The 25,153-nt window shown below is 31.4% G+C and carries 18 protein-coding genes; 7 read left to right on the forward strand and 11 right to left on the reverse strand.

Annotation, left to right across the window (positions count from 1 at the left end; genetic code table 11):
- Window positions 1-7 precede the first annotated feature (7 nt).
- Window positions 8-931 (forward strand): M28 family peptidase, encoded by a 924-nt coding sequence (locus HY951_01810; GenBank protein MBI5538767.1) that lies wholly within the window; start codon window positions 8-10, stop codon window positions 929-931.
- 26 nt (window positions 932-957) lie between these two features.
- Here HY951_01810 and HY951_01815 read toward each other — a convergent pair whose 3' ends face one another.
- From HY951_01815 to HY951_01845, 7 genes are all read right to left on the reverse strand, one after another.
- Window positions 958-2,184 carry a CehA/McbA family metallohydrolase gene (locus HY951_01815; GenBank protein MBI5538768.1) on the reverse strand — a complete coding sequence of 409 codons (1,227 nt, stop codon included), beginning with the start codon at window positions 2,182-2,184 and terminating at the stop codon, window positions 958-960.
- A gap of 196 nt (window positions 2,185-2,380) precedes the next feature.
- Window positions 2,381-3,751 (reverse strand): dihydropyrimidinase, encoded by a 1,371-nt coding sequence (gene hydA, locus HY951_01820; GenBank protein MBI5538769.1) that lies wholly within the window; start codon window positions 3,749-3,751, stop codon window positions 2,381-2,383.
- Between the two features lie 22 nt (window positions 3,752-3,773).
- Entirely contained in the window at window positions 3,774-4,397 is a 624-nt protein-coding gene (locus HY951_01825; GenBank protein ID MBI5538770.1) for a hypothetical protein, read from the reverse strand.
- Window positions 4,398-4,404: 7 nt separating this feature from the next.
- Window positions 4,405-5,673, reverse strand: coding sequence for an amidohydrolase family protein (locus HY951_01830; GenBank protein ID MBI5538771.1), 1,269 nt, complete (start codon window positions 5,671-5,673; stop codon window positions 4,405-4,407).
- A gap of 31 nt (window positions 5,674-5,704) precedes the next feature.
- Window positions 5,705-8,272 carry a selenium-dependent xanthine dehydrogenase gene (xdh, locus tag HY951_01835; protein MBI5538772.1) on the reverse strand — a complete coding sequence of 856 codons (2,568 nt, stop codon included), beginning with the start codon at window positions 8,270-8,272 and terminating at the stop codon, window positions 5,705-5,707.
- Window positions 8,273-8,289: 17 nt separating this feature from the next.
- The gene (thrC, locus tag HY951_01840; GenBank protein ID MBI5538773.1) at window positions 8,290-9,534 is read right to left on the reverse strand and encodes a threonine synthase; all 1,245 of its coding nucleotides are present in this window, start codon (window positions 9,532-9,534) and stop codon (window positions 8,290-8,292) included.
- Between the two features lie 27 nt (window positions 9,535-9,561).
- Window positions 9,562-11,031 (reverse strand): pyridoxal-phosphate dependent enzyme, encoded by a 1,470-nt coding sequence (locus tag HY951_01845; GenBank protein ID MBI5538774.1) that lies wholly within the window; start codon window positions 11,029-11,031, stop codon window positions 9,562-9,564.
- A 406-nt stretch (window positions 11,032-11,437) separates the two neighbouring features.
- On the opposite strand from HY951_01845, the gene HY951_01850 reads away from it, so the two are divergent.
- Complete coding sequence (locus HY951_01850) at window positions 11,438-13,363, forward strand: T9SS type A sorting domain-containing protein (GenBank protein MBI5538775.1); 1,926 nt, start codon at window positions 11,438-11,440, stop codon at window positions 13,361-13,363.
- Between the two features lie 141 nt (window positions 13,364-13,504).
- Here HY951_01850 and ygfK read toward each other — a convergent pair whose 3' ends face one another.
- The 3 genes from ygfK to HY951_01865 form a co-directional block, all read right to left on the reverse strand.
- Window positions 13,505-16,726 carry a putative selenate reductase subunit YgfK gene (gene ygfK, locus HY951_01855; protein MBI5538776.1) on the reverse strand — a complete coding sequence of 1,074 codons (3,222 nt, stop codon included), beginning with the start codon at window positions 16,724-16,726 and terminating at the stop codon, window positions 13,505-13,507.
- Window positions 16,727-16,835: 109 nt separating this feature from the next.
- Entirely contained in the window at window positions 16,836-17,720 is an 885-nt protein-coding gene (locus HY951_01860; protein MBI5538777.1) for a hypothetical protein, read from the reverse strand.
- A 124-nt stretch (window positions 17,721-17,844) separates the two neighbouring features.
- Window positions 17,845-19,125 (reverse strand): serine hydroxymethyltransferase, encoded by a 1,281-nt coding sequence (locus tag HY951_01865; protein ID MBI5538778.1) that lies wholly within the window; start codon window positions 19,123-19,125, stop codon window positions 17,845-17,847.
- A 193-nt stretch (window positions 19,126-19,318) separates the two neighbouring features.
- On the opposite strand from HY951_01865, the gene HY951_01870 reads away from it, so the two are divergent.
- The 3 genes from HY951_01870 to HY951_01880 all read left to right on the forward strand — a co-directional run bounded on the left by HY951_01870 (window position 19,319) and on the right by HY951_01880 (window position 20,808).
- Entirely contained in the window at window positions 19,319-19,711 is a 393-nt protein-coding gene (locus tag HY951_01870; protein ID MBI5538779.1) for a hypothetical protein, read from the forward strand.
- 65 nt (window positions 19,712-19,776) lie between these two features.
- A complete protein-coding gene (locus HY951_01875; GenBank protein MBI5538780.1) occupies window positions 19,777-20,250 on the forward strand; it encodes a hypothetical protein in 474 nt (157 codons plus the stop codon).
- A 129-nt stretch (window positions 20,251-20,379) separates the two neighbouring features.
- Entirely contained in the window at window positions 20,380-20,808 is a 429-nt protein-coding gene (locus HY951_01880) for a hypothetical protein (protein ID MBI5538781.1), read from the forward strand.
- 37 nt (window positions 20,809-20,845) lie between these two features.
- Here the strand turns inward: HY951_01880 and HY951_01885 are convergent, their stop codons facing one another.
- Window positions 20,846-22,633, reverse strand: a complete 1,788-nt coding sequence (locus HY951_01885) for a chloride channel protein (protein ID MBI5538782.1) — start codon at window positions 22,631-22,633, stop codon at window positions 20,846-20,848.
- Between the two features lie 168 nt (window positions 22,634-22,801).
- On the opposite strand from HY951_01885, the gene HY951_01890 reads away from it, so the two are divergent.
- Both HY951_01890 and HY951_01895 read left to right on the forward strand, forming a co-directional pair.
- Window positions 22,802-23,260, forward strand: a complete 459-nt coding sequence (locus HY951_01890; protein MBI5538783.1) for a DUF4293 domain-containing protein — start codon at window positions 22,802-22,804, stop codon at window positions 23,258-23,260.
- Between the two features lie 14 nt (window positions 23,261-23,274).
- On the forward strand, window positions 23,275-25,098 hold the full coding sequence (locus HY951_01895) for a PAS domain S-box protein (protein MBI5538784.1): 1,824 nt from the start codon (window positions 23,275-23,277) through the stop codon (window positions 25,096-25,098).
- The last annotated feature ends 55 nt before the right edge of the window (window positions 25,099-25,153 follow it).

Raw genomic sequence — 25,153 nt, forward strand, 5'->3', positions numbered from 1 at the left:
TATAAGTATGTTAAAGTTCTTAAAATATATTTTTTGTTTATTTGTTTTTATATATAGCTTTAATTGTTCTTTTGCCGAAAACGTAGATACTTTGCGTATAAAATCTGACTTAAAAGCAATAGTAGAAACAAAAGATGCCAGAAACTATGTAAATCTTGAGGTACTTAATCAGGTTGCAGATTATATTAAAACTGAATTTCTAAAAACAAGTACCAGGGTAGAAGTTCAAGAGTTTCAGGTTGAGGGTGGTAATACTTATAAAAATATTATTTGTTCATTTGGTCCAGAGGATGCTCCCAGAACAATAATTGGTGCGCATTACGATGTGTGTGGAAACCAAAAAGGTGCCGATGATAATGCAACAGGTATTGTAGGTTTATTAGAAATTGCCAGAAATTTAAAAGGTGTTGAATTAAAAAATAGAATTGATCTTGTAGCGTATTCTCTAGAAGAGCCTCCATTCTTTAAAACAGAATCAATGGGAAGTTATATACATGCCAAATCTTTACATGATAAAAAAGTTATTGTGAAAGGTATGATATGCCTTGAAATGATTGGGTATTTTTCCGATATTAAGAAATCCCAGAATTATCCTGTTGGATTTTTGAAGATATTTTATGGAAATAAAGGGAATTACATAACTGTTGTTAAGAAATTCTGCAGTGGTTCGTTTACAAGGAAATTTAATAGAAAATTTAAACACCAGAATATAGTAAGAACTAAAACATTTACAGGTCCAAAGTTTTTGCCAGGTGTTGATTTTTCGGATCATTTAAACTATTGGATATTTGGTTATAGTGCGTTAATGATTACCGATACTGCATTCTATAGAAATTTAAATTACCATACCAAAGCTGATACTATTGAAAAGCTAGATATAAAGCGAATGTCGTTAGTTATTGAATCTGTATTAAAAGTATTAACCTTATAATGCTTTTTTGCGTAGATGCTGAATTGTTATTTTGAAACTATTAGCTTTTTTGTGAAGATTTGTTTATCTATAACAATATTTACAATATAAACTCCGGTGATAAAATATTTTGAATTTACATTAAATTGCTTTTTAGCTGAATCTTCATAAACCAGATTACCTAAAACATCATAAATCATTACGTGGCTGTCTTTATTGCCGGTGTTTATAACAAAGAAATCGCTTGTCGGATTTGGAAATATATTAATGTCATTATCATGTAATGTTATTGAATTATTTAAAATAGTTCCTGTAACATAAACCGGTGCAGACCATAAGTAATCATTATCTGCCTGTAATGCCCGAATAAATACCCATTCATCATTAGTCAGATTTAAATTAAAAGTTGTATCGATATTTCCATTATGTGTGCCAAGATTCATTATTACACCGTTTTTTGTAACTAATTCGATTGAAGACCATGATTCATTATCCATATCAGATAAGTTCAAGTGAAGCGCCATAGAGGGTTGAATTTGTTGTTGGCTACCCATTGGCACTCCGTTTAAATCTATCCATATTTTAGCATTTTTATCCATTGTTGCAAAGGTTCTTCCTGCGCTTATTGCTTCAAACAAAGAATTTCTTGAAAGAGTTGTAGCCCATATTCCTGCTCTGCCATCATTTTTTGTTCCCCAATCTGCAGAATGATTATCCTGATTCCATACCGGTGATAAATGCCACCCTTTTCTTAGTGCAAATTCATACCAGTCTGTAGCTTGTTGTACGTTTTGAAACTCTACTATAGGGAAGGCAATATCTGTTGTAGTGTTAAGGTATTCAAAGTCGTTCCAGTTTGTGAAATATGCTTCGTCTCCGGGATGATTAAATTGTGCGAGGGCAGGAGAATTATTAAGAATCCAGTTAATAAAAGCAGGAAAGTCTTCATAATACCATAATGCAGTAATGTCATTAATAATATTTGTTGTATTTAAAACGTTTACATGCCCGTGTAGTGGAGATCCCCATTCCCATCCGGCAATAGCTACAAAAGTTCCGTTTACTGTTGCATTGTCAGCTTCATTTTTATTGTAATACCATTCTAGAAAATCAATTTGCTCTACATGGTCTGATACAGCTAAGAAATCAAGTCCTGCTGTATATCTTGCATAATTATAAGCATCCTGTGGCTCATTCATGCCATCTGAATTGGATGTGTGAGAATGAAGATTGCCATAGTAAGATTGAAATATTCCTTGGGCAATCGTTTTCAAAGGGAATAAGTATATTATGAACAAAGCGAATAGTATACGATTTGTAAATAATTTTTTAAACATAATATTCTAATTTTAAAGTTTAAAAAATAAGTTATAGTGAATGTAACTTTTTGATTTAGCTAATTTAAAGAAATAATATCAATTATGCCAATTTATTTTTGTTTAGTAATATTTTAAAAAAATTTATTTGTTATCAATTTCTTTTTAAATAATTTCCTTTTCTTTTATTTTTAATATATTTTCCTTTTTCTATAGCAATTTCACCATTTATGATAACATATTCTGCTTTGCCTTTTGTTTGCATTCCTTCAAATATATTTGAGTCGCAGTTTTGATGATGGGTTTTTGCAGATATTGTTGATTCTGTTTTTGGATTCCATATTACAATGTCGGCATCGGAACCAACAGTAATTTCACCTTTCTGAGGATAAATGCCGAATATTTTAGCCGGATTAGTTGAAGTGATTTCTACAAATTTGTTTATAGAAATTTTATTTTCTAGTACTCCATAAGTGTACAGCAATTCAAGTCTATGTTCAATTCCACCTGCACCATTGGGGATTTTCGTAAAATCACTTTCCCCTTTATCCTTTTGCCCTTTTGTATTAAACGGACAATGATCGGTGGCTATAAACTGTATAGTGTTATTATTTATTGCTTCCCATAATTTAACTTGGTCTTGTTTTGATCGTATGGGTGGACTTATTACATATTTTAGTGAATCTGGCAACATATTCTCATATACTGAATCATCAAGTAATAAGTATTGGGGGCAGGTTTCAGAAAATACCTTTTGTCCGCTGATCTGTGCCTGCTCTATTATTTCAACAGATTCTTTAGCAGATGTGTGGACTATATATACAGTGCATCCTGTTTCTTTTGCTATTTGTACAACTTGCTTTACTGATTCTGCTTCAACACTTGCAGGACGAGATAGTGCGTGATATTTTGGTGTTGTTTTTCCTTCAGTTATATATTTATTTTGCAACTTTATTATTTCATCTCCCATTTCGCAATGAACGGTAATTATTAATTCATTCGCGGCAGCTACTTGCATTATGTTGCGTAATTCTTCAGCTTCAATGCCAATAGTTCCTTTGTAGGCCATATATGTCTTAAATGAGCTTATTCCATAATCTATTAAGCAGGTTACCATTTCTATTGCTGTATCTTTATTCCAAGATGTTATTCCCATGTGAAAACCATAATCTATGAGAGAGTTTTTAGCATCTTTTAATCTGTTGTTAAAAGCAGATATTAATGATTCATTTTTGGAAGGTGTTACAAAATCAATTACAGTGGTTGTTCCACCATAAATTGCGGCAATACTGCCGGTCTTGAAATTGTCAGATGAAGGACCTGATGGAGTAGGTAGGTCAAGGTGAACATGAGCATCAACTCCACCTGGAAAAATATATTTATCAGTTGCGTCAATTATAGTAGTATCCTTTTTAACTATAAGATTATTTCCAATAGCTTCAATAATGTTTTCGGTAATTAAGATGTCTGCGACTTCTGTTTTTGTCGAAGTTACTACTGTTCCGTTTTTAATCAGTATATTCATATATTAAAAATAATTTGCAGAACTACTTAAGATTAATTTCATACATTCCATCTGTATTTTCTGTAAAATTAAGCTTTTTAAGATATTTTACATACTTGTTGCTTGAAGCAGGTGCTAAAACTTTTGTAAAACCAGCTCCAATAAAGCGATTCTTAACACGATTATAAATGTATTTGCCGTTTTTAAAATCTCTATATTCAGGAATAACATAATCTAGTCCAACTTTAAGTATGTTGTCATCTTCACGATGAGCAAGGAAAACACCAGCAACTGACATATTTCTTAAAATGAAAAAGCTTATAGTATTCATTTCTGGTTTGTATGTAAATCCAGGAAAATTCTTTTGAATCTCATCATTATGAAATTCTAAAAACCTTATAAGATATCTGTTCTCAGGTCTTAATTCAAGAGTTTCAAATACTTCTTTTTTAGAGTAAATATTGTACAAATAATAAATATCTACACAAACAATAAAACCATTTAAAATACCAACGGGCAAAGCTCCCATAACAAATCCATAAACTGAAAAAGTTGATGCTCCAACAAGATTAATCCACCTGAATTTAATAATAGAATTCATAGTCATTGATGCAGCAATGATAACTGATGCAACGTAACCTATTATTTGCAATACTGTTAATTCCATGTACTGATTATTTTTTCATTTTCTCCCAAAGTTGAAGCGAAAGTTTTTGTGAGTTATTAAGAATTTCTTGTTCGTTAACTGTTGTTATATTTCTGTCTTTTACAATCAGCTTTCCGTTTGAAATAACATGTTGTACATGTTTTGATTCAATACCAAAAAGAAAATGTCCTAAGAAATTATTCTGATCAAATTTGGTAGTAGAGTCGTAATCAAGTACAACAAGATTATTGTCACCGTCACCTGAAAAATTATTTGTACTTAAATATTTATGTGCGTTTCTAAAACGATTATAAACTCCAGAATAGTCAATGCTGTCAAAGCCTTGTCCAACATAGAATGCTGACTTTGCTGATCGTAACATATCGCTATGCATTCCATCTGTTCCAAGCATAATGTTATTTCCTAAACCTCTTGAGTTAAAATATCCAACATTATTATTTAAATTGCTTTCACTATTCTGAACTACCCAAGCATTGGAGTTTTTAATAATATCTTTTTCATTGTCACTTAAATGTAGGCAATGTCCAAGAATTGTTTTTGAGGAATTTAATCCTCCCGAATTATTTAATCGCTCAACAACTCTTTGATTGTAATTATTTACACAATGTTCTTGATCGTACTTGTCTTCTGCTACATGAATGTGAATGCCGGAATTGTATTTATCGGAAATATTTATAGCTGTCTTAAGAGTATCATCAGAAACTGTGAATGATGCGTGTAAGCCAACCAATCCCTGATTATGTTTTAAATAATTTTCAGTTTCTTTTAGTCCTTTGTTGGCTATTTCTAATCCATCTCTGTCTGAAATTTCGTAACATAATAAATGTGAAATACCAACTTTTTCGAATGCCTTTGCAATAATTTCAAGTGAACCTTCTACCGCATAAGGTGAGGCATGGTGATCAATAACGAATGTTGTTCCATTTTTAGCACAAGCAATTGCTGTAGTTAATGCACTTGCTTCAATCATTTCTTTATTAAGACATTTATCTAGAGTCCACCAAACATATTGCAAAATTTCATAAAAGTTTTCAGGATTCTTTTTAGGTGCACCCATTCCTCTTGCAAGTGCTGAATAAATGTGGTGATGTCCGCATACAAACGATTTTGTGACATATTTGCCTGTGCAATCAATAATTTCTTCGGAAGAATTAACTGGTATTTCATTTATGAATTCGAAACCATTATTAATACCAGAAATAACTTTAATGTTTGAGGTTTTAAATTCTAAAGTTTGCCAATCAATAAATATTGCGTTTTTTAAATAAATTGCCATAATTGATTTATTATTGTAAAATGTTATTTTGTTAACATTTCTTTTTTCGTTTCATTGGTAAAGAATATCTTCTAACACCGTCAAAATCACAAAGGGCATTAGCCACAGCTGCAGCAGTTGGAACTAAACCAATTTCACCTAGTCCTTTTGCACCATATGGACCAACAGAATCTTTAACTTCAACACCAATTACCTTTATTTTTGGTGTTTCTTTAGCTGATAAAATTCCTAAATCTCTCATTTTTGTTGAGACAAGGAATCCATCTTTCATTGGTAAATCTTCAGTTAACGCATATCCTACACCCATATGAACAGCGCCTTCAATCTGACCTTCAAACATTATTGGGTTCATTATTTTACCCGCATCATGAGCTGCATAAACAGTATCTATTTCTCCTTTATCATTTAAAACAACAAGCTGTGATGCATAACCGTATGAGTAGTGTGTTATAATCTCTTTTACATCAGCTCCGGGTTTTGTAGTCCAGTTGCAAGTGTAATTACCTTTATATTTCATTCCTTTTAAATCGGAGAGTTTCTTTATTTTAAGATCTTCTATAATTTGTTTTGAGGCATCAATAATAGCATTCCCAAGTAAGGCAGTTGCACGAGATGATGTTGTCATGCCAGTTGTTATACTTGCTTTTGTATCAACAATTACTTCAATTATTTCAGGATTAATACCTGTTTCTTCGTGTAAAGTCTGTATAGCCATGTTATGAATACCTTGGCCCATTTCGGTCCAACCATGCTGAATATTTACTCGTTTTTTTGAAATAATTTCAATAATGACATCACTGGAATCCTCCATTCCATTACCAACTCCGGAATTTTTTATTCCACAAGCAAGACCTTTAAATATTGCTTTATCGTAATATGGTTTAAGCGCATCAAGAGTTGCTCTAATTCCAACTCCTGATTTTAAGATATGACCTGTAGCAGTCATTCTGCCTTCAGTTAAGGCATTGTCATATCTGAATTTCCAGCGATCAAATCCACCTTGTTTGCAAAGTTCGTCAATGCAACCTTCTAAAGCAAAACAAACTTGATTGGCACCAAAACCACGCATAGCGCCACTTGGAATATTGTTAGTATAAACAGTTTTTGCTTCAAGATTTACACATGGAAAATGATAACCACCAGTAGCATGGCCGGCAACTCTTTCCATGACCTTTGTTCCAACAGAAGCATATGCTCCAGAATCACCAACTGCCATAAGTTTTACGGCTGTTAGCATTCCGTTTTTATCGCAACCCATTTCAATATCCATAAATACAGGATGTCTTTTTGGGTGCATTCGGAATGATTCTTCTCTTGAAAGTATTAGTTTAACTGGCTTTTTTAATAGCCATGTAAATAATGCAGTATGTCCCTGAACTGTCATGTCTTCTTTTCCTCCAAAGCCACCACCTGTTGGGACAAGTATTACATTTATTTTTTCTTCAGGAAGAGCAAGTATTTTAGCAATTTGTTTTCTGTCAACATAAATACCTTGTCCATTAGTGTAAAGTGTTATTCCATCTTCTTTTGGTAAGCCAACTGCGCCTTCAGTCTCTAAAAATGCATGCTCAATACGTTGAGTATTGTAAGTTCCTTTAGATGTATAATCTGATTTTTTCAGCACTTCATCTGCATTTCCACCACGATATACCTTGCAGTTATCTAATAAATTTATATGATTTGGCTGAACCTGTGGAGAATTTTCTTTTAAAGCTTCGTAAGGATCTGTTACTGGTTCAAGAATTTCATAACTTACATTTATTTTCTTTGCTGCTTCTCTTGCTATTTCCTCGGTTTCTGCAACAACACCAGCAATTACATCGCCAATATATCTTGTGATTTCACCTTCACCTATCATTAAAGGCCAATCCTGATATATTAGTCCAATAAATTTATCTCCTGGAATATCATTTGAAGTAAATATTTTTATTACACCTTTAATTTTTGATGCTTCTGAAATATCTATTTTTAAAACTTTTGCCCTAGGATAATCGCTGAATTTTAATGCACCATGCAACATCCCTTCAAAATGCAAATCGTTTACAAATGCTCTTTTTCCAATTGCTGTTTCGTAAGCCTGATATTTTGGATAGGAAGTTCCTACTTTTCCGGATAAATCTGAATATTCAATATCTTTGCCATCTGTTATAGTTTTTGCCGCTTCTTCAATTGCTTCAATAATTTTAACATAGCCAGTGCAGCGACAAAGATTTAAAGTAAGCGCTTGTTTTATTTCTTCTTTAGTGGGAGTTGGTTTTTTTTGAAGTAGAACTTTTGTTCTCATCAAGAATCCTGGTGTGCAAAATCCGCACTGAACAGCACCTTTTTCTACAAAAGCTTTTCCTAAGACTTGTTTTATTGGCTCTGGAACTCCTTCCATTGTTGTAACCACGGTACCTTGAAGTTTACTCATTGGTGTGTTGCATGAAAGTTTTGCTTCTCCGTTTATTTCAACCATGCATGCACCACAAGCAGCCTGACCAGAACACCCGTCTTTTACAGAGGTAATTTCTAATTCATTTCGTAAATACTTTAACAACGTTAGATCAGGATTTCCGTTGTAACTAATGTTTTCTTTGTTAAGAATGAAATTAATCATAATATTAACATTATGTATTATAAATTTAGAAATCTTTCGATGTCAGAAATAGTTGGATTTACTGGGCTCGGAATATTTATTATTGATTGAACTGCATTTAAGTCTTTTAGTCCGCTACCGGTTAATAGTACAACATTTTTACTGTTATCTGTAATCTTATTGTTATTATTATAGCTTAATAAGCCTGCAAATGCTGTAGCTGCTGCAGGTTCTGTGAAGATTCCGGTATTGCTGCTTAATACTTTTGATGCTGCTATAATTTCATCATCATTAACCAAAATAGTTTCTCCAGCAAAGTCAAGTAAGTATTTTTTTGCCATTAGGTAATTTCTTGGAATATCTACTGAAATTGAATCTGCAACAGTATTACTCGGTGTTGAAACAAATTGTTTATTGTGAATATTATTTACAATATTGCTACTACCAAAAGCTTGTACAGCTACAATTGTAGGTATCTTTTTTATAATACCAAGTTTTAATAAATCCTCGAACCCTTTATAAATACCAGAAATAATTACTCCATCACCAACAGGTACAAATATTCTGTCAGGTAAATTCTGATTAAGTTGAGAATATAATTCAAACGAAACTGTTTTCTTACCTTCTATAGTTAAAGGATTGAAAGCGGTATTACGATTATACCATCCGTATTTTTTAGTAATTTCAATACTTAAATCAAATGCTGTGTCGTATGTTCCATTAACTGGGACTATTTTAGCCCCGTACATTATAATTTGAGTAAGCTTAGCTTTTGGTGCTTTAGCGGGAACGAAAATTATTGCTCTTTGTTTTTGCGCGGCACAAATTCCTGCGAGAGATGAACCTGCATTACCAGTCGATGCAGCAACAATTGTATCTATGTTATTCTCTTTTGCATAGGCAGAAACAATTGATGAGGCTCTGTCTTTAAAAGAAAAAGTGGGGTTCTGTGAATCATCTTTTAGAAATAAATCAAACCCTAAATCTTCTTTATCAAGTGATGAGATTTGATATAAAGGAGTATTTCCAACTTTTAAATACGGAAGACTATTCAATGACTTAATTGGCAACAAATCAATAAAACCAGTATTTTCTAATTTGTTAAATGTGTTACCAGATAACCTTGATTTAATTTCAGAGAAATTATATTCTGTTTTTAAAACACCTTGTGGCGGCTGGGTAATACTATTGTTTTTTTCGCAATCGTTGCATAAATATTCAACTTTGGTTGAATTAATGATTTTACCACAATCAACACAGGAAAAATGGAATTTATTGTTCATAGCTAAGTGTATTATAAAATAGCTGAATTATAAATTCTTTAGCACACCGGTTTCTTCATTAAATTCATTAATCATTTCATCAAGCTTAACATCCTGATGGAATATTTGATCCCAGATTTCTCTGTCATACCATAACTGATTTAAATCTTCAACATCTTTTGCCTGTTGTTCTACCCATGTAAAATATTTAAGATTATGAATCATTTTACGATCGTTATATGTCAATTCTTTTATATAATCAGCTTTTGTTCCTAAAAGACATTTTTCATAATCCTTTACAGCCTGAATATTTGAATATGCACCTTTTTCGGCTGCCAGTTCTTCAAGGCGTGACTGATACATAACTGCAGAATCTGTTGCAATTGTCATTATAATATCTTCAGAAGTCATTTCAAAATGTTTTGCTGTTTTAATTGCAGATAGCATATTTGAAATTCCGGAAATACCTAATAATTCAAGAGAATCAATATTTTCCTGACTGATTCCAATTGATTTTAAATATTGTTTACCTTCTTTTTCATTAAAAAGTCTGAAAATTCTCATGCAATCTTCATCATCAATTGCAACAACTGCATCAGTATTCTTAACATTATGTACCCATGGTACGTGTTTGTCACCAATGCCTTCAATTCTGTGTCCGCCAAAACCGTTCATTAAAAGTGTTGGGCATTGTAATGCTTCTGATGCTGCAACTTTAATATGCGGGTGTTTTGTTCTTAAAAAGTCTCCTGCAGAAATAGTACCTGCAGAACCTGTAGCAGAAATATACCCTGCGAATTTAGATTTAGGAGTTTTTATTTTATTAAAAACTTCCTCTAATGCATAACCAGTTACATTATAATGCCAGCAAGGGTTTCCGAATTCATCAAACTGGTTAAAAATGATACAATCTTTTCTGTTGCGACGAATATCCCAACATGCATCATAAATTTCTTTCACATTTGACTCACAACCATGAGTGGCAATTACCTCTGCGCCGATGTCTTTTAACCATGCAAAACGTTCTTTGCTCATTTCTTCGGGTAAAATAGCAACAGCAGTGCAGCCCATTAAATATGAGTCAAAAGCCCCACCGCGACAGTAATTTCCTGTAGAAGGCCAAACAGCTTTATTATATGTAGGGTCAAATTGACCTGAAATTATTCTTGGAGCTAAACAACCGTATGCAGCACCGACTTTATGGGCACCTGTTGGAAACCATTTTCCCACAATTAGTACAATGCGTGTATCGATTCCTGTTATTTCTTTCGGGATTTCAATATAATTAACGCCACCATATAAACCACCAGTTTCTTTAGGCTCATTGTGCCAGTTAATACGGAAAAGGTTCAGTGGATTAAGTTCCCACAATCCTATATTTTTTAATTTGTCCTTAATTTTTTCAGATATTAACTGAGGATCCCTCATTTGAGCAAAAGTTGGAAGTACAATACCTTTTTCGCGTAAACGTTCAATAGCTTTTTTTCTTACATCGTGGTTAACGATCTTGTTTTCAATCTTTATCATATATAAAAAATTTTAATAATCGAATTAAGAATACAAAAGTAAGTAATAAAAAGGCATGAATAAATAAAAATTAGTTTTTTTTGAAAATCGCCAAAGTTTAAAGTAAAAAGTTGAAAGTTTATAAAGTCAAATTATATATTTAAATATTATCCATAAATAAAATAATTTTAACTAAATAAGTAGATGCTATAATTCGCATTATTAGTGAATGTTACAAAACATTATTTGATAAAGTATAATATGTATATACACGTTGTTAGGAAATTCAAATGTTTTGTTAGGAAGTTCATTCTTGTTTTTTAATCTTTTAAATTGTAATTTTATAGTTGTGTAACATATTATTTTTGGACAACGAATTAGCAAGTTATTTGTCTTATTAATGTAAAATCTACTAAATATGAATTTATTTAAAAAATATCTTAGCTGCGTTGTTATTTTTATTTTAAGCTTTTATAGCTTAAATTTAAAAGCGCAGGTTGTTCTTATGCATGATACTTCAGTTAGTCTTTGTAGTGGAACTTTTTATGATTCTGGTGGAGCAGGAGGAACATATCAGATAAGTGAATATGATACTATAACAATTTGTTCTGCTTGGCCGGGTTCTCAGGTTTCGTTGAGTTTTACTCAATTTGCTATTGAAAGTGGGTTTGAGCATCTTGCAATTCATGAAGGTAATTCGGCAGCTGGGTTATTAATAGTAAATGCAACAGGTACCAATTTGTTAGGACAAACTATTTTTTCTCAGGGAAGTGGTTGTTTGACTCTGGTTTTTACATCAGATGGGTCAGTAAATCAGGCTGGATGGGAAGCTACAATTGCCTGTACTCATCCTTGTCAGCCTTTTAATATTGATATTATTGGTGCAAGTATTCCTTATTTTAATGGTGATACAATCAGGGCTTGTCAGGGACAATCTATAACATTTAATGCAGCAGGTACATATCCTGACAATAACCTTAACTATTTTCAGTCAGATACTACAACTGTTTTTACCTGGGATTTTGGTGATGGATCACCAGTGCAATCTGATACTGGTCTATCGTCAGTTACGCATGTTTTTCAAAATGGAGGTGGTTACTATACAACTGTTACAGGAGAGGATATTAATGATTGTAACAATTCAAATTATGCAAGAAATATGATTATGATATCTAATTCACCGTTATATGTTGGAACAAATATTACTCAGGATACTATATGTTTAGGTGAATCTGTTAATCTGTCAGGGTTGGCATCTGCTAATGCATGGGTACAGCCAATCCCAACAGTAGTTTCCGGATTAGTGTTAATTCCTGATGGAAGTGGAGTAACATATACAACTACTTTAACACAAACATTGTTTGCTTCTGGGCAGGTGATAACTAATGTTTCTGATTTGCAATCTTTAACAATGAATATAGAGCATTCGTATTTAGGCGATTTAGAAGTTTGGTTAACATGTCCCAATGGACAAGCAGTTAATCTTATCGGTTATTACAATTATGCTTGTACTACATGTTCACTTCCATATCCCGGTTATCCTCAGTATCCTGGTGCAACACATTTAGGTGAACCATGTGATATAACACCAGCCACAAGCCCAGGATTAGGGTATACATATAATTGGACATCTATTGATACGCTCACTTTACCAGGAAAGTCAAATGATACATTGCACAATTTTATAGATCAGGAAGGAAATTCTATTTTAAACCAACCATTTATTCCTGCCGGAAATTATGCACCCGAAACTCCGTTTTCTAATTTACTAGGATGTCCTTTAAACGGAAGCTGGACTATTCATATTACTGATCATCTTGGAGCTGATGATGGTTACCTTTTTTACTGGATGTTAAATTTTAATCCTTCTATAATTCCGCCAACATGGACTTATGGAAATACGTATAATCCATCGAATTATTTATGGACTGGAAGTGGTATAACAACTCAGGTAAATGGAATTGGAACAGCAACTCCAATTGATACTGGTAATGTAGCATATATATTTTCGGTGTTAGATGATTTTGGTTGTATTAATGATACTATTGTTACTGTTTATGTTGATACTTCTTGTGTTACAAAAATTAATACTGAAAAATTGGGTAATTTTAAAATTGAAATTAATCCTAATCCTACAACAGATATATTAAATCTTAATATAAATTCTGCAAATTCAACTGGTTTAACCATACTTATTTATAATATGCACGGTGTTTTAGTTAGAAAGATAATGACAAATTTAAACGAATCAGTAATAAATGTTAGTGATTTAGAAAAAGGTGTTTACTCAATAATTGTTGTTGGTAACAATATTAATTTTAGTGAGCGATTTGTTAAATTGTGATGAATTTTTTCAGTCACCCTGAGGCACTCGAAGGGGGACTTATAGTAATCTCAGTTTTCGAGTCCTTCGATAAGCGAAGATCGATAATCTTAATATTTAAAGCCTAATATCTAATCGTAGTTTCAAACTAAGATTAGATTATTAATATAGGTTTTTAGCAGCATCAAATAATGCAAACATGTTAACAACATCAGTAAATTCAAATTCTTCAATATTGTTATTTAAAAATTCAACATTTTTAACACTAAAATCGAATTTATTAAATGTTGCTTTTACATGTTTTGATTCATAAATAAATTCATTTTCAACTAAGCAAAGGCAGCTTGTTTCATTATATGTTTTATGAAATAAAATTGTTTTGCCTTGTGATTTGTTAATAGTGAAACCATTTTCAATCTCTTTAAAACTTTTTTCAGTCAGATAAAATTTAGGTTTGTCTTTAAATGGTTTTCCGCTTGTTGGGCAAAATGTTGTACAATTGCCACATTCGTTGCAGAAGTCACCAATATTTAAAACCTGAATGTTTTGATTAATATTTAAAACACCCGTTTTTTCAGTAATTATGTTTCCACAACTTTTAATTGCTTTGTAAATATTTATTATTTTTGGCTCTATAAAGTAACTGTAATTAGCACGATTAGGGCAAACTGTTACGCAAATATTGCAAATGTCATCGCATAGTAAGCAACGTTTAGCTTCAGCGACAGCTTGCTCTTTAGTCAGCGGAGAAATTACTATATCGAAATTCTTTCTGTTTTCAATAGCAGATTCTGTAAGTTGTTCTGATTTTTCGCGAGTAGATTTTTTTACAATATAATCTTTGTGTTTTAAACCGCGATTTACTTTTTCTGTTTCAAAATTATAATTTATTCCGGTACGATTTAATATTTCTGAAGCTACTTTTCTCCCGTCACCAACAGCTTTTACAATTGTTGCAGCACCTCGCATTGCGTCGCCACCAATGAAGATGTTTTTAATTTGGGTTTCGTAATTATTAGAATTTGTTTTAAGTAATTCTGGTTTTATAAAATCAATATCTACATCTTGTCCCAATGCCGGAATTATAGTATCTGCTAATATTGAAAATTCTGAATGCTCTATTTTTATTGGCTTTGCTCTACCAGAAGAATCAGGTTCTCCAAGTTTCATTTTTGAACAAATCAAAGAAATTACTTTCCCATTCTCAGATAGTATTTTTTCCGGAGCAGAGAGTTCAATTATTTCTATTCCTTCATCAATTAGTGCTGCAATTTCTTCAGCATCTGCTGGCATTTCGTGAATTGTTCTTCTGTATACAACAGTTACTTTACCATTCGCAGGAACCATTCTGTATGCAGTGCGAGCTACATCCATTGCTGTATTTCCACCACCAATTATTATAACATTATTCCCAATTTCAATATTGTTTCCGCTTTTAACAGAAGACAGAAAATCAAATGCATCTAAAACTCCGGTTGAGTTCTCGCCTACAATGCCAAGCTTTTTAAATGTTTGGGCTCCTGTTGCAATGTAAATGAAATCACTTTCTTTTTGAATTTTCTCAAAAAATGTAGAATCAATTTTACTTGAATAATGAATATTTACTCCAAGATTTTTAATTCTTTCAATATCTTTCTCAATGGATTGTTTTCTTAGTCGGAATGCAGGTATTGCATCAGCAACCATTCCACCTGAGATATTTTTTGATTCGTAAACATTTACTGTAAATCCTGCAAGTCTTAAAAAGTAAGCACATGCAAGGCCGGATGGACCTGCACCAATTATAGAAACTTTAAATCCGTTTTCTTTTGCAGGTTTTAAGAAATTCTCGTTGTTACCATAATCTGCAATAAATCTTTTTACCTCTCTTATTTTTATATTGTCGTCGTAATTTATTCTTGTGCATTTTGACTGGCAAAGATGATCGCATACCATTCCTAAAGAAGCTGGAAATGGATTCTTTTTAAGAATTACTTCGAATGCTTTTTCAAATTCACCAATAGATGTTAAATATAAATAATCAGGAATGTCCTGATTTGTTGGACATGTGTCAACACAAGGAGGGTGAATGCAATCAAAGTAATTTAATGCTCTACTTGTTTTAATATCTGGCGTGTGGAAAGAATCTCGGATATATGCCTTTTCAGAAATAACATTATCAGCGTATTTGTTAAGAAACTCAAGTTTATTTGTTATAGTCTTATTGTTTCTTATATTATTAATATATTGTAAAAGTCTCCCATAACCACCTGGTTTTAAAATGTCAGAACAAATTGTTACGGGTTGAAGTCCACAGTTAAGAATTTCTGAAATGTTAAAGCAATCAGCACCTGCACAAAAAGAAATATCTAATTTCCCGTTAAATTCATTTTGAAGTTTTTTAGCAAGATTAATACTTATAGGGTGTAGTGCACGACCACTCATGTACATCATTTTTTCTTCAGCAGAAAAAATGTTTTTATTATTGATACTTTCTAAAGTATTTGTAAGTTTAAGATTAAACTGAACGTTGTTTTTATCTGCAGCCTGCTGTAATGAGTTAATAAGTTTAAGTGCATCAGCGTATTTTAAATCATGTTCAAATGCAATATCCGGAACCTCGGTTTTAAAGCCTAGTTTAGTGTTTAAAATTTCTCTTAATTCTTTTGACCCAAGTAAAGTGGGGTTTAACTTTATTGTTGTGTTGAATTTTTTCTCATTAATAAGATATAGTCCAATGTTTTCAATTTCTTCAGGTGGACAGCCATGCATTGTTGATAAAGTAATATTATCAGTTACTTTGTTAGGGATATAAATGCTTGTGATTTCTGGATAAAAAGGTTCTAATAATTCAATATATTTTTCTTTTTCTGCTTTGCAATTTTCCATTTTGTTAAAAAACCATTGAACATTTTCTTTTAACATGCCATCCATGTTGTAACCAGCGCTCATGTTAAAAATTACGCCAATATCTTCACTTTTTTCAAAATTTAATTTGTGTTTTAACAAATGTATAAGAATCCATGCTTTTAAATATTCGTCAAATGTTTCGTGAATTTTAAGTTCCTGTGACCATTCGCAGTTATAACCTTCATCCTGCATGTCGATGCAAGGTTTGGAAACATTTATTTCGTCAAGTGTTTGAATGGTTTTTAATTCAATATATCTTGCACCACAAAGCCAGGCCGAAATAATATTCTGTGCCATCTGAGAATGTGGACCTGCAGCAATTCCAATAGGTGTTTCTAAAATTTGTCCGTAACGCGATATTTTAAAAGTATCGTTTATAGATGGTCTGAAAAAAAGCTCTTCAGGAATACCAAATATTTCATTTTTTTCGCTAAAATCTTTTTCAATAATCTGGTATAATCTTTTAATTCCAATAATGGAAAATTTGTCTGACATATTATAAATATCTAATTGAAGTGTATTAAAATTTGTATTGTAAAAATACAATAAATTTAACAATGCTTATATTTTCAGCATTTATTATATTTTTAAAAATGGTTTAAAACTAAAGTTCAATCTTTTTCTCTAGTTTCATTTGATCATTAGCGAATAATCTTACAAAATATTTTCCTTTAGGATAACCAAAAACCGATGTTTTAATCTCATAAGTATATTTATCTGGGTTCTGAGGTTTATTTGCAAAAAATCTTTTAACAACGTGTCCGATAGAATCGCTAAGTGTTAATGAAACACTACTGTTTTTCCATATGCTATATTCAATGTCTCCATATAAAGAATCAGGAACACCCGAAAACAATCGTGCTGTATCTGGTTTAAATGTTAATGAATACCAGGAGAAATCTATAGGTAAATTTTTTATTGTAGCTAAAAGATTATGTAATTTTTTTAATTCTTTTCTTTTGTTAGAATTGGATGATCCTACAGAAGATAATGGGTGATTGTCTGAAATAACCCAAACAGCATTTTGCATTATCCCATCTTCAAATGAATTTTTGTCTAAAAACTTAGCAAGTTTAACAAGTCCGCTATCAGCCATATGTCCTATATCAAATTTTTCATTGGTAGAAGGAGAGTGATTTGAAGCCTGACAACAAAATCCATAAATATTAATATTTTTTTCTTCACCGGCTTTTACAAGAATAGGGATCTCTTTTACAACCAAAATATCCTGAACAGTAGAATCTACAGAATTTAACCTTCTTCCAGCCTCTACATATATTGTAGTATCAACAGAAGTAATATTAATAATATTAAGACTGATACATTCACCTCCATGACCTCCTTTTCCTTTAACAGTGGCTCTTATCAGACCTTTGTTTACAGCGTCTTCAATTCCAAGTTTTTTTTCTGTTACTTTATTATCATTTGAAAGACTGGAAAATAGAATTATTACTGACAATAATATTGTTTGAAAGATTATTGATTTCATATGACTTTATTTTTTAGGGGAGGTTCAGTTATAAATAACTTGTTTTGCAGCATTAATATTATTTAAAAAATAAAATAACCGTTCGATTTATTTATCGAACGGTTATTAAATAAGAAAATATGTTTTAGTAAGCAAACAATTTGAATTGCTTCATCATTTCGTTTACTTCATTACCGGTTTTGTTAATTACATCTTCGTTTGTAATATTTGAAATTACTCTGTCAACTAAATCAACAATAATTGGCATATGTTCTTCTTTCATTCCACGAGTTGTAATGGCAGGAGTTCCAACACGAATACCTGAAGCCTGAAATGGTGAACGTGTATCAAATGGAACCATATTTTTATTGATGGTAATATGCGCTTTAACTAAGGTATTTTCAACTTGTTTTCCTGTAATATCGGGAAATTTGGTGCGAAGATCGATAAGCATCAAATGGTTATCTGTTCCACCTGAAATTACTTTATATCCTTTATTAACAAATTCTTCAGCCATTTTAACTGCATTTTTTCTAACTTGTTTTATGTATTCTTTGTAAGAAGGATTTAATGCTTCGCCAAATGCAACTGCTTTTGATGCAATAACATGCTCGAGAGGACCACCTTGAATTCCAGGAAAGACAGCAGAGTCAATCAAAGCAGACATCATTTTAATTTCACCTTTTGGAGTTTTTAATCCCCATGGATTTGGAAAATCGATACCAATTAATATAATTCCACCTCTTGGTCCTCTTAAAGTTTTATGTGTAGTAGATGTAACAATGTGACAATGTGGGAATGGGTTGTTTAGTTCTTTTGCTGCGATTAATCCGGCAGGATGTGAAATGTCTGCCATTAATAAAGCACCAATTTTATCAGCAATTGATCTCATGCGGGCATAATCCCAATCGCGACTATATGCAGAAGCACCGGCAACAAGCATTTTTGGTTTATGCTCAAAAGCTAGTTTTTCCATTTCTTCATAATCAATTAATCCGGTATCTTCTTTTACTCTGTATGCAAAAGGTTGGTATAGAATACCAGAATAATTAACCGGTGAACCATGAGTTAGATGACCTCCATGAGATAAATCTAATCCCATAAATTTATCGCCTGGTTTTAAAACTGCAAGCATAACTGCAGCATTTGCCTGAGCACCTGAATGAGGCTGAACATTAGCATACTCGGCACCAAAAAGTTGTTTAATTCTGTCAATTGCAAGTTGTTCTGTTTGGTCAACAATCTCGCAACCACCATAGTAGCGTTTGCCGGGATAACCTTCGGCATATTTATTTGTTAAAACTGAACCCATTGCTTCCAGCACTTGTTGGCTTACAAAATTCTCTGAAGCGATTAGTTCGATACCATGGAGCTGTCTGTTATGCTCTTCTTCGATAAGATCAAATATTTTTATATCTTTTTCCATTGTGAATAAATATTTATGTATAAAAATGAAACAGTGCCAAAGTTAAGCTTTTACAATACACACGATACATCTAATGTCAAAAAATATTTATAAAACACATGTGAATAAAAAATATAATATTAGTTTGGCTGGAAAAAAAAGATGTTATACTTTAGCTCCCGAAAACTTATTATTAATCTAAAACTTTTAAATTATGGAAGAAACTACACAAAAACCTCAGGGTAAGGGATTAGCAATCGTTGGATTTATTCTCTCGTTATTGATGATCGTTAGTATTTGGTTCGTTTGGGGCGCTGCTGCTATTGTTCAGGCTGCTGGTGGAAACGGTTTTATTTCACTTGGTGTTTGTTTGGTAATAGCTATTGTTGGCTTACTATTAAGCTTCATGGGTATGAAGAAATTAGGTGCAACAGGTGGTGGAAAAGGTTTAGCAATGACAGGTTTAATTATTAACGTAGTTGTTGTTTTACTTTTAGGTTATTTTATGTATTCAGTAAGTCAAGTACCATCTTTCGAAGGTACACTTAATGAATTTGGTAGTGAACTAGACAACGCTATGCAACAATTAAATGATAGCATTCAGTAATTAAAAAAAATTATTAAATTTTAGAGCTGTCAATTTTTGACAGCTCTTTTTTTATAAAAAATATTGTGAATAATTTTATTAAGCGCTCTCGGTTAATAGTAATAATTGGTATTGTTGGCTTTATTGATGTAGCTTTTTCAATAATTTCAGGCGTATTTAAAATATTCACCGGTATTGAGTTTCTAAATATTGCAGAAGCAAATATTAATCAGAGTAACGGTTTAGATAAAGTTGATGGATTTGAAAAAGCAGTTAATAATCTAAATAATGCTTTTGGTGGGCAACTTGTGTTTGCAAATAAATTAGTAGAAAACTCAATTATATTAGGAGTAATAGTTATTGTATCTGCATTAATAAGCTTTGTAGGTCTAATGTGGATGTGGAATTTAAGAAAAAAGGGGTTTTTATATTTTGTATTGGGACAATTAGTTCCAATTGCTTCATTTTTAATCTTTGTTGGATTTAGTTTTAGCTATTTGTGGTTGTTGCCAATTATCTTTATTTTGCTTTGGGCTTACAACCTAAAGTATATGAGCTGACAAAATCCTGTTTAGAACCCATACAATTAAGCATTTAATAATAATTATATCTAAGTGTCCATGCTTAGTATTGCTTTTCTTCAAACAATTTTATTTTGATACATTTGTTAAACTAAAAAATATAATATTATGGCATTAGGTGAATCGGAAATAATTTTAATTGTTGCTTTATTAATTTTTTGTGGGCTAGCTATTTTACTAGCTATACTTTATATCACAACTCTTCAAAATACCTTAAAAGCAGTAAGTGAAGAAAATCAGAAAATGAAACCTAATGCTGTCTGGATGATGTTTATTCCGGGTTTTGGAATGGTTTGGCAGTTTATTGTAGTAAAAGCAATTTCTGATTCTTTAAAAGCAGAATATATTAAAAGAAATTTACCAGAAGATGAAAGTAACTTTGCTTATTCAACTGGTAAAACTTCATGTATACTTAACTGTTGTGCAATGGTGCCATATTTAGGAATAATTGCAGCACTTATTGGTTTAGTATTCTGGATAATTTACTGGTCAAAAATAGTTAATTATAAAAACAGTTTAATTTCAAGTATTCAATAATTAACTTACTTGTTCTCTTTGGATATCACTTAAAAAATTATTCTTCTGAAAAATAATTCAGCTTTTTACGATAAGCTGAAAATATATTTGCGCGTGATACAAATCCCAGATATTTCCCATCTTTTACAACGGCTATATTAAAGTTACCCGATTCCTGGAATTTTTTCACAACTTCTTCCATTGTATCTTCAGGTGAAACCGTTACTTGTGGTATAAACCCTAAATCTTTTACCAAGAGTGTGTCATAAAATTCTGGTTTAAATATGATATGCTTTATATGATCTAAAAAAACAATTCCAAGGAAATTATTTTCTTCATCGGTAATTGGGTAAAGATTTCTATTTGAGTTACTAATTATTTCTGTAAGTCTTTTAAGTGTATCTGTAGGTTTTACTGTTCTAAAATTTGTTTCGATATGCTTCTCCACTTTCATCATTGAAAGTACTGCTTTGTCTTTGTTGTGTGTTATCAGATTCCCATCTTTTGCAAGTTTTCTAGTGTAAATTGAGTGAGGATTAAAACCTCTGGCAATAGCATAAGAAATAGTAGATACCAGCATTAACGGGAAAATAAGTTCATAACCATTAGTGATTTCTGCGATTAAAAATATTCCAGTTAATGGAGCATACATAACTCCAGATAGAAGTCCTGCCATGCCAACTAGTGCGTAGTTACTGGCTTGAATTTTAATGCCAAAAACTTCGAAAAGTTTTGCAAATAAAAACCCAAGATTTGCTCCTAAAAAAAGTATTGGAGCAAATATACCGCCAACTCCGCCTGCACCAAATGTAACAGCTGTTGCTATTGATTTAAAAATAACAAGTGCCAGAAACATTAGTATTACAGAATAAATACTGTCTTTATATGCATAAAACTGACTGTGTTCAAATAAATATGAATAATCGCCATGTAAACTTGAATTTACAGTTTGGTATCCTTCGCCAAATAGTGATGGCATAAAAAATATTAGTATTCCAAGTATAGTTCCTCCAATTAATAATCTTACAATCCATGAGGATATTTTCTTGAAAAGTTTTTTTATTTGTATTTGAATTGCAGTAAAATATACAGCAAATAATCCTGTAAGAAGTCCTAATACTAAATAATATGGTATTTCTCTAATGTTAAATTTGCTTATTAATTGAAAATCATAAATAACATCTTGCCCAAAGAAAAGGTAAGAAGCCAATGCACCGGTAACAGAAGAAATAAGCAATGGTAAAATAGAAGCCATTGTTAAATCGAGCATGAAAATTTCTAAAGCAAAAACTATCCCCGTAACAGGAGCTTTAAATAATGATGCAATTGCAGCAGCACCTGCGCATCCAATTAGCAGGATTGTTTGTTTGTAGCTTAATCTTAAAAGTTGAGCAAGCGAAGAACCTACCGATGCACCTGTTGTTACGGAGGGTCCTTCTAGTCCAACAGAACCACCAAATCCAACTGTTATTGTACTTGCAAGTATTGTTGTATAAATATTAGAAGCTTTTAGTTTTCCATCTAATCTTGAGATTGCATATAAAACATTAGGAATTTCAGGCTTTGGTTTTTTCTTAATAATAAATTTTAAAAGAACAATTACAATTAGAATTCCAATTGCAGGATATGCCAAATAAAGTAAAACCTGATATTTGTCTGAGAAGTTGTAGGTAAGTAAATAGCTGATAAAATGTACAGTATTTTTAATTAGGACTGCTGTAAGTCCTGCTAAAGCTCCGACCAAAATACTAAGAAAAATTATAAAATATTTGTCGCTAATATGTTTAAGCCTCCAGATAAGAATTCTATTGATGAAATCATGAATATTTGAAGAGATGTTTACCATCTTAGAATAATAATGCAATTTTAAATTTATATTACGAAAGTAGCTTAAATATTAACAATATCCAATGAAAAACAAAATTTTGAAAATAATAAGTCATATTTTATTTGTGAAAAATAAGTTGTGAACTTGTGTCTTTTTTATTAGGTTTGTATTAAAGTTAATTGGTTTATGATACAAAGAATTCAAACGGTTTTTTTGTTTTTTGCATTTGCTTTTCAGCTTGCTATGATTTTTTTACCCGTTGCTTCATATATATTACCAGATAAAATGGTTATTGATTTTTTATTTGCAGACATGAAATCTGAATCTATACTTGATTTGCAATCGGTTTCTTTGTTCTCGTTAATATTATTGATAATTAATTCAATAATGTTATTAATAAATATTTTCTTGTTTGGTAATAGAAAATTACAAATGAAATCATGTCTGATAAATATTGTTCTGCTTGTTTTATTTCAACTTCTTTTAATCTATTTTGTATGGGATTCGGGGCAGATGAAAGATGTTTTAACTAATTATAAAATTTCAATAGCTTTTCCTTTAGTATCAGCAATACTTGCTTATTTTGCTTATCGATTTATTAGAAAGGATGAGAAATTAATTCGTTCTATTGATCGAATAAGATAAACACTAATCCAATCATGAAAATAAATATTAAAAATAATTGGAAGTTAAAAGTTACAGGGGTTTTCTTTTTGACATCATTAATTGTACTTTCATTATTCTCAGATTTTTTTCTTGATATAGCTATTCAAAATACTGTAGTTTGGTATCTTGTTCAAACATATCGCTGGTTTTTTATTTTGGTATCCCTTTCTGTAATATTGTTTTTTTTATTAGGTAAACCATATAATAAATTTAAAGAATTAGAAGATTCATTAAAAGTAAGTAGAAAGAATTACAGGCTTGTTGTTGATAATTTAAAGGATGACTATTTCTTTTACAGACATGAAAAAGGTAAACCTTTTAAATACTTAAGTTCGTCTGTAACTAACGTACTTGGATTTTCAAAAGTAGATTTTGTTGAAACTTTTAGAAAAGTAGGAGCTTCAAAATTATACGACGATTGCTTTGACAGACATAATCAGCTTGCATATAATGATCTTAAGCAACCCCCTTTTGAAGTAGAGGTAAAAAATAATAACGGTGCCATTAGTTATTTGGAAATTAAAGAAATACCTGTAAAGAATGAAGAAGGGGAATTAATTGCAATTGAAGGTATTGCAAGAAATATTACAAGATATCGTAAAGCTGAAAATGAATTGATTGAAAGAGAAAATAAATATCATACACTTTTTGAGTCTGCAAATGATGCTTACTTAATAATTAAAGATGATAAGTTTATTGATTGTAATCAGAAGAGTTTGGATCTTTATCAATCAAGCCTTGAAGATTTGATTATGCATACCCCATTTCATTACAGATTCTCACCTACTTTTCAACCAAATGGTCGTTCATCAAGAGAAATGGCAAGAGAAAAAATTGACCTCGCATTAAGCAATAAGCCACAATTTTTTGAATGGACGCATATTAAAAATGGAAAAGAACCATTTGATACCGAAGTTACATTAAATAAATTTTCTTTTAACAAAGAAGATTATGTTTTAGCGGTTGTTCGTGACATTACACAAAGAAAACAAATTGAAAAAGCTATTCTGGAGCAGGAAAGAAGCTATCATTTAATATTTGACAATAGTCCGTTTGGAATTTTTTATTTTTCAAATGAGGGTATTATCAGTGATTGTAATGAGAAATATGAAAATATTCTTCTTCTTCCAAGAAATGAAATTATTGGTTTTAACCTACTGGAAACCGAATATAATAAGGATTTTAAAGAATCTATTAAGTCTTGCTTACAAGGCGAGAAAAATACATTTACTGGAAATTACTTTATCAATAAAAACCAGTCTTTATATTTAAATGCAATTTTTACGCCTGTTTATAGTTCAGATAACCAATTACCTGGTGGTTTTTGCATGATTCACGAACTTACTGATAATGCATTTTTACTTGAAAAAAGCAGGATGAATGAAGTAAACTTCAGAGAGATTTTAGATAATTCACGTCAGATTCTTTATAAATTAAATATAAAAACCGGTAATTACGAATATATAAGTTCTGCATTAGCACAACTATTAGGTTTTACTCCAGAGGAGTTTTATTCTATGAATGCAGGCGAAATAATGTCATTATTGCATCCTGATGATATAGGTAAAGCAGAAAATATTATTGCAAAAATGGTTAAGGCTATTCCTCAGTTGCAAACAGAATTTATTATTGAATACAGAATAAGACATAAAAAAGGAGAATATCGTTGGGTAAGTGATAAATATAAAGTTGTAAGCGATGAATCAGGAAAAGATTCATATATAATAGGAAATGTTATGGATATTACCCAGCTTAAAGAAGCTGAAGAGGCACTTAACATTTATTTGAAAAACACATCTGGTAAGGGCATTAGATAAAAGTTATCTGTATTATTGTTTATTATTATATTGTAAAAAATTAGCCTTTACCAAA

The sequence above is a fragment of the Bacteroidia bacterium genome (assembly GCA_016218155.1).
Classification (GTDB): domain Bacteria; phylum Bacteroidota; class Bacteroidia; order Bacteroidales; family GWA2-32-17; genus GWA2-32-17.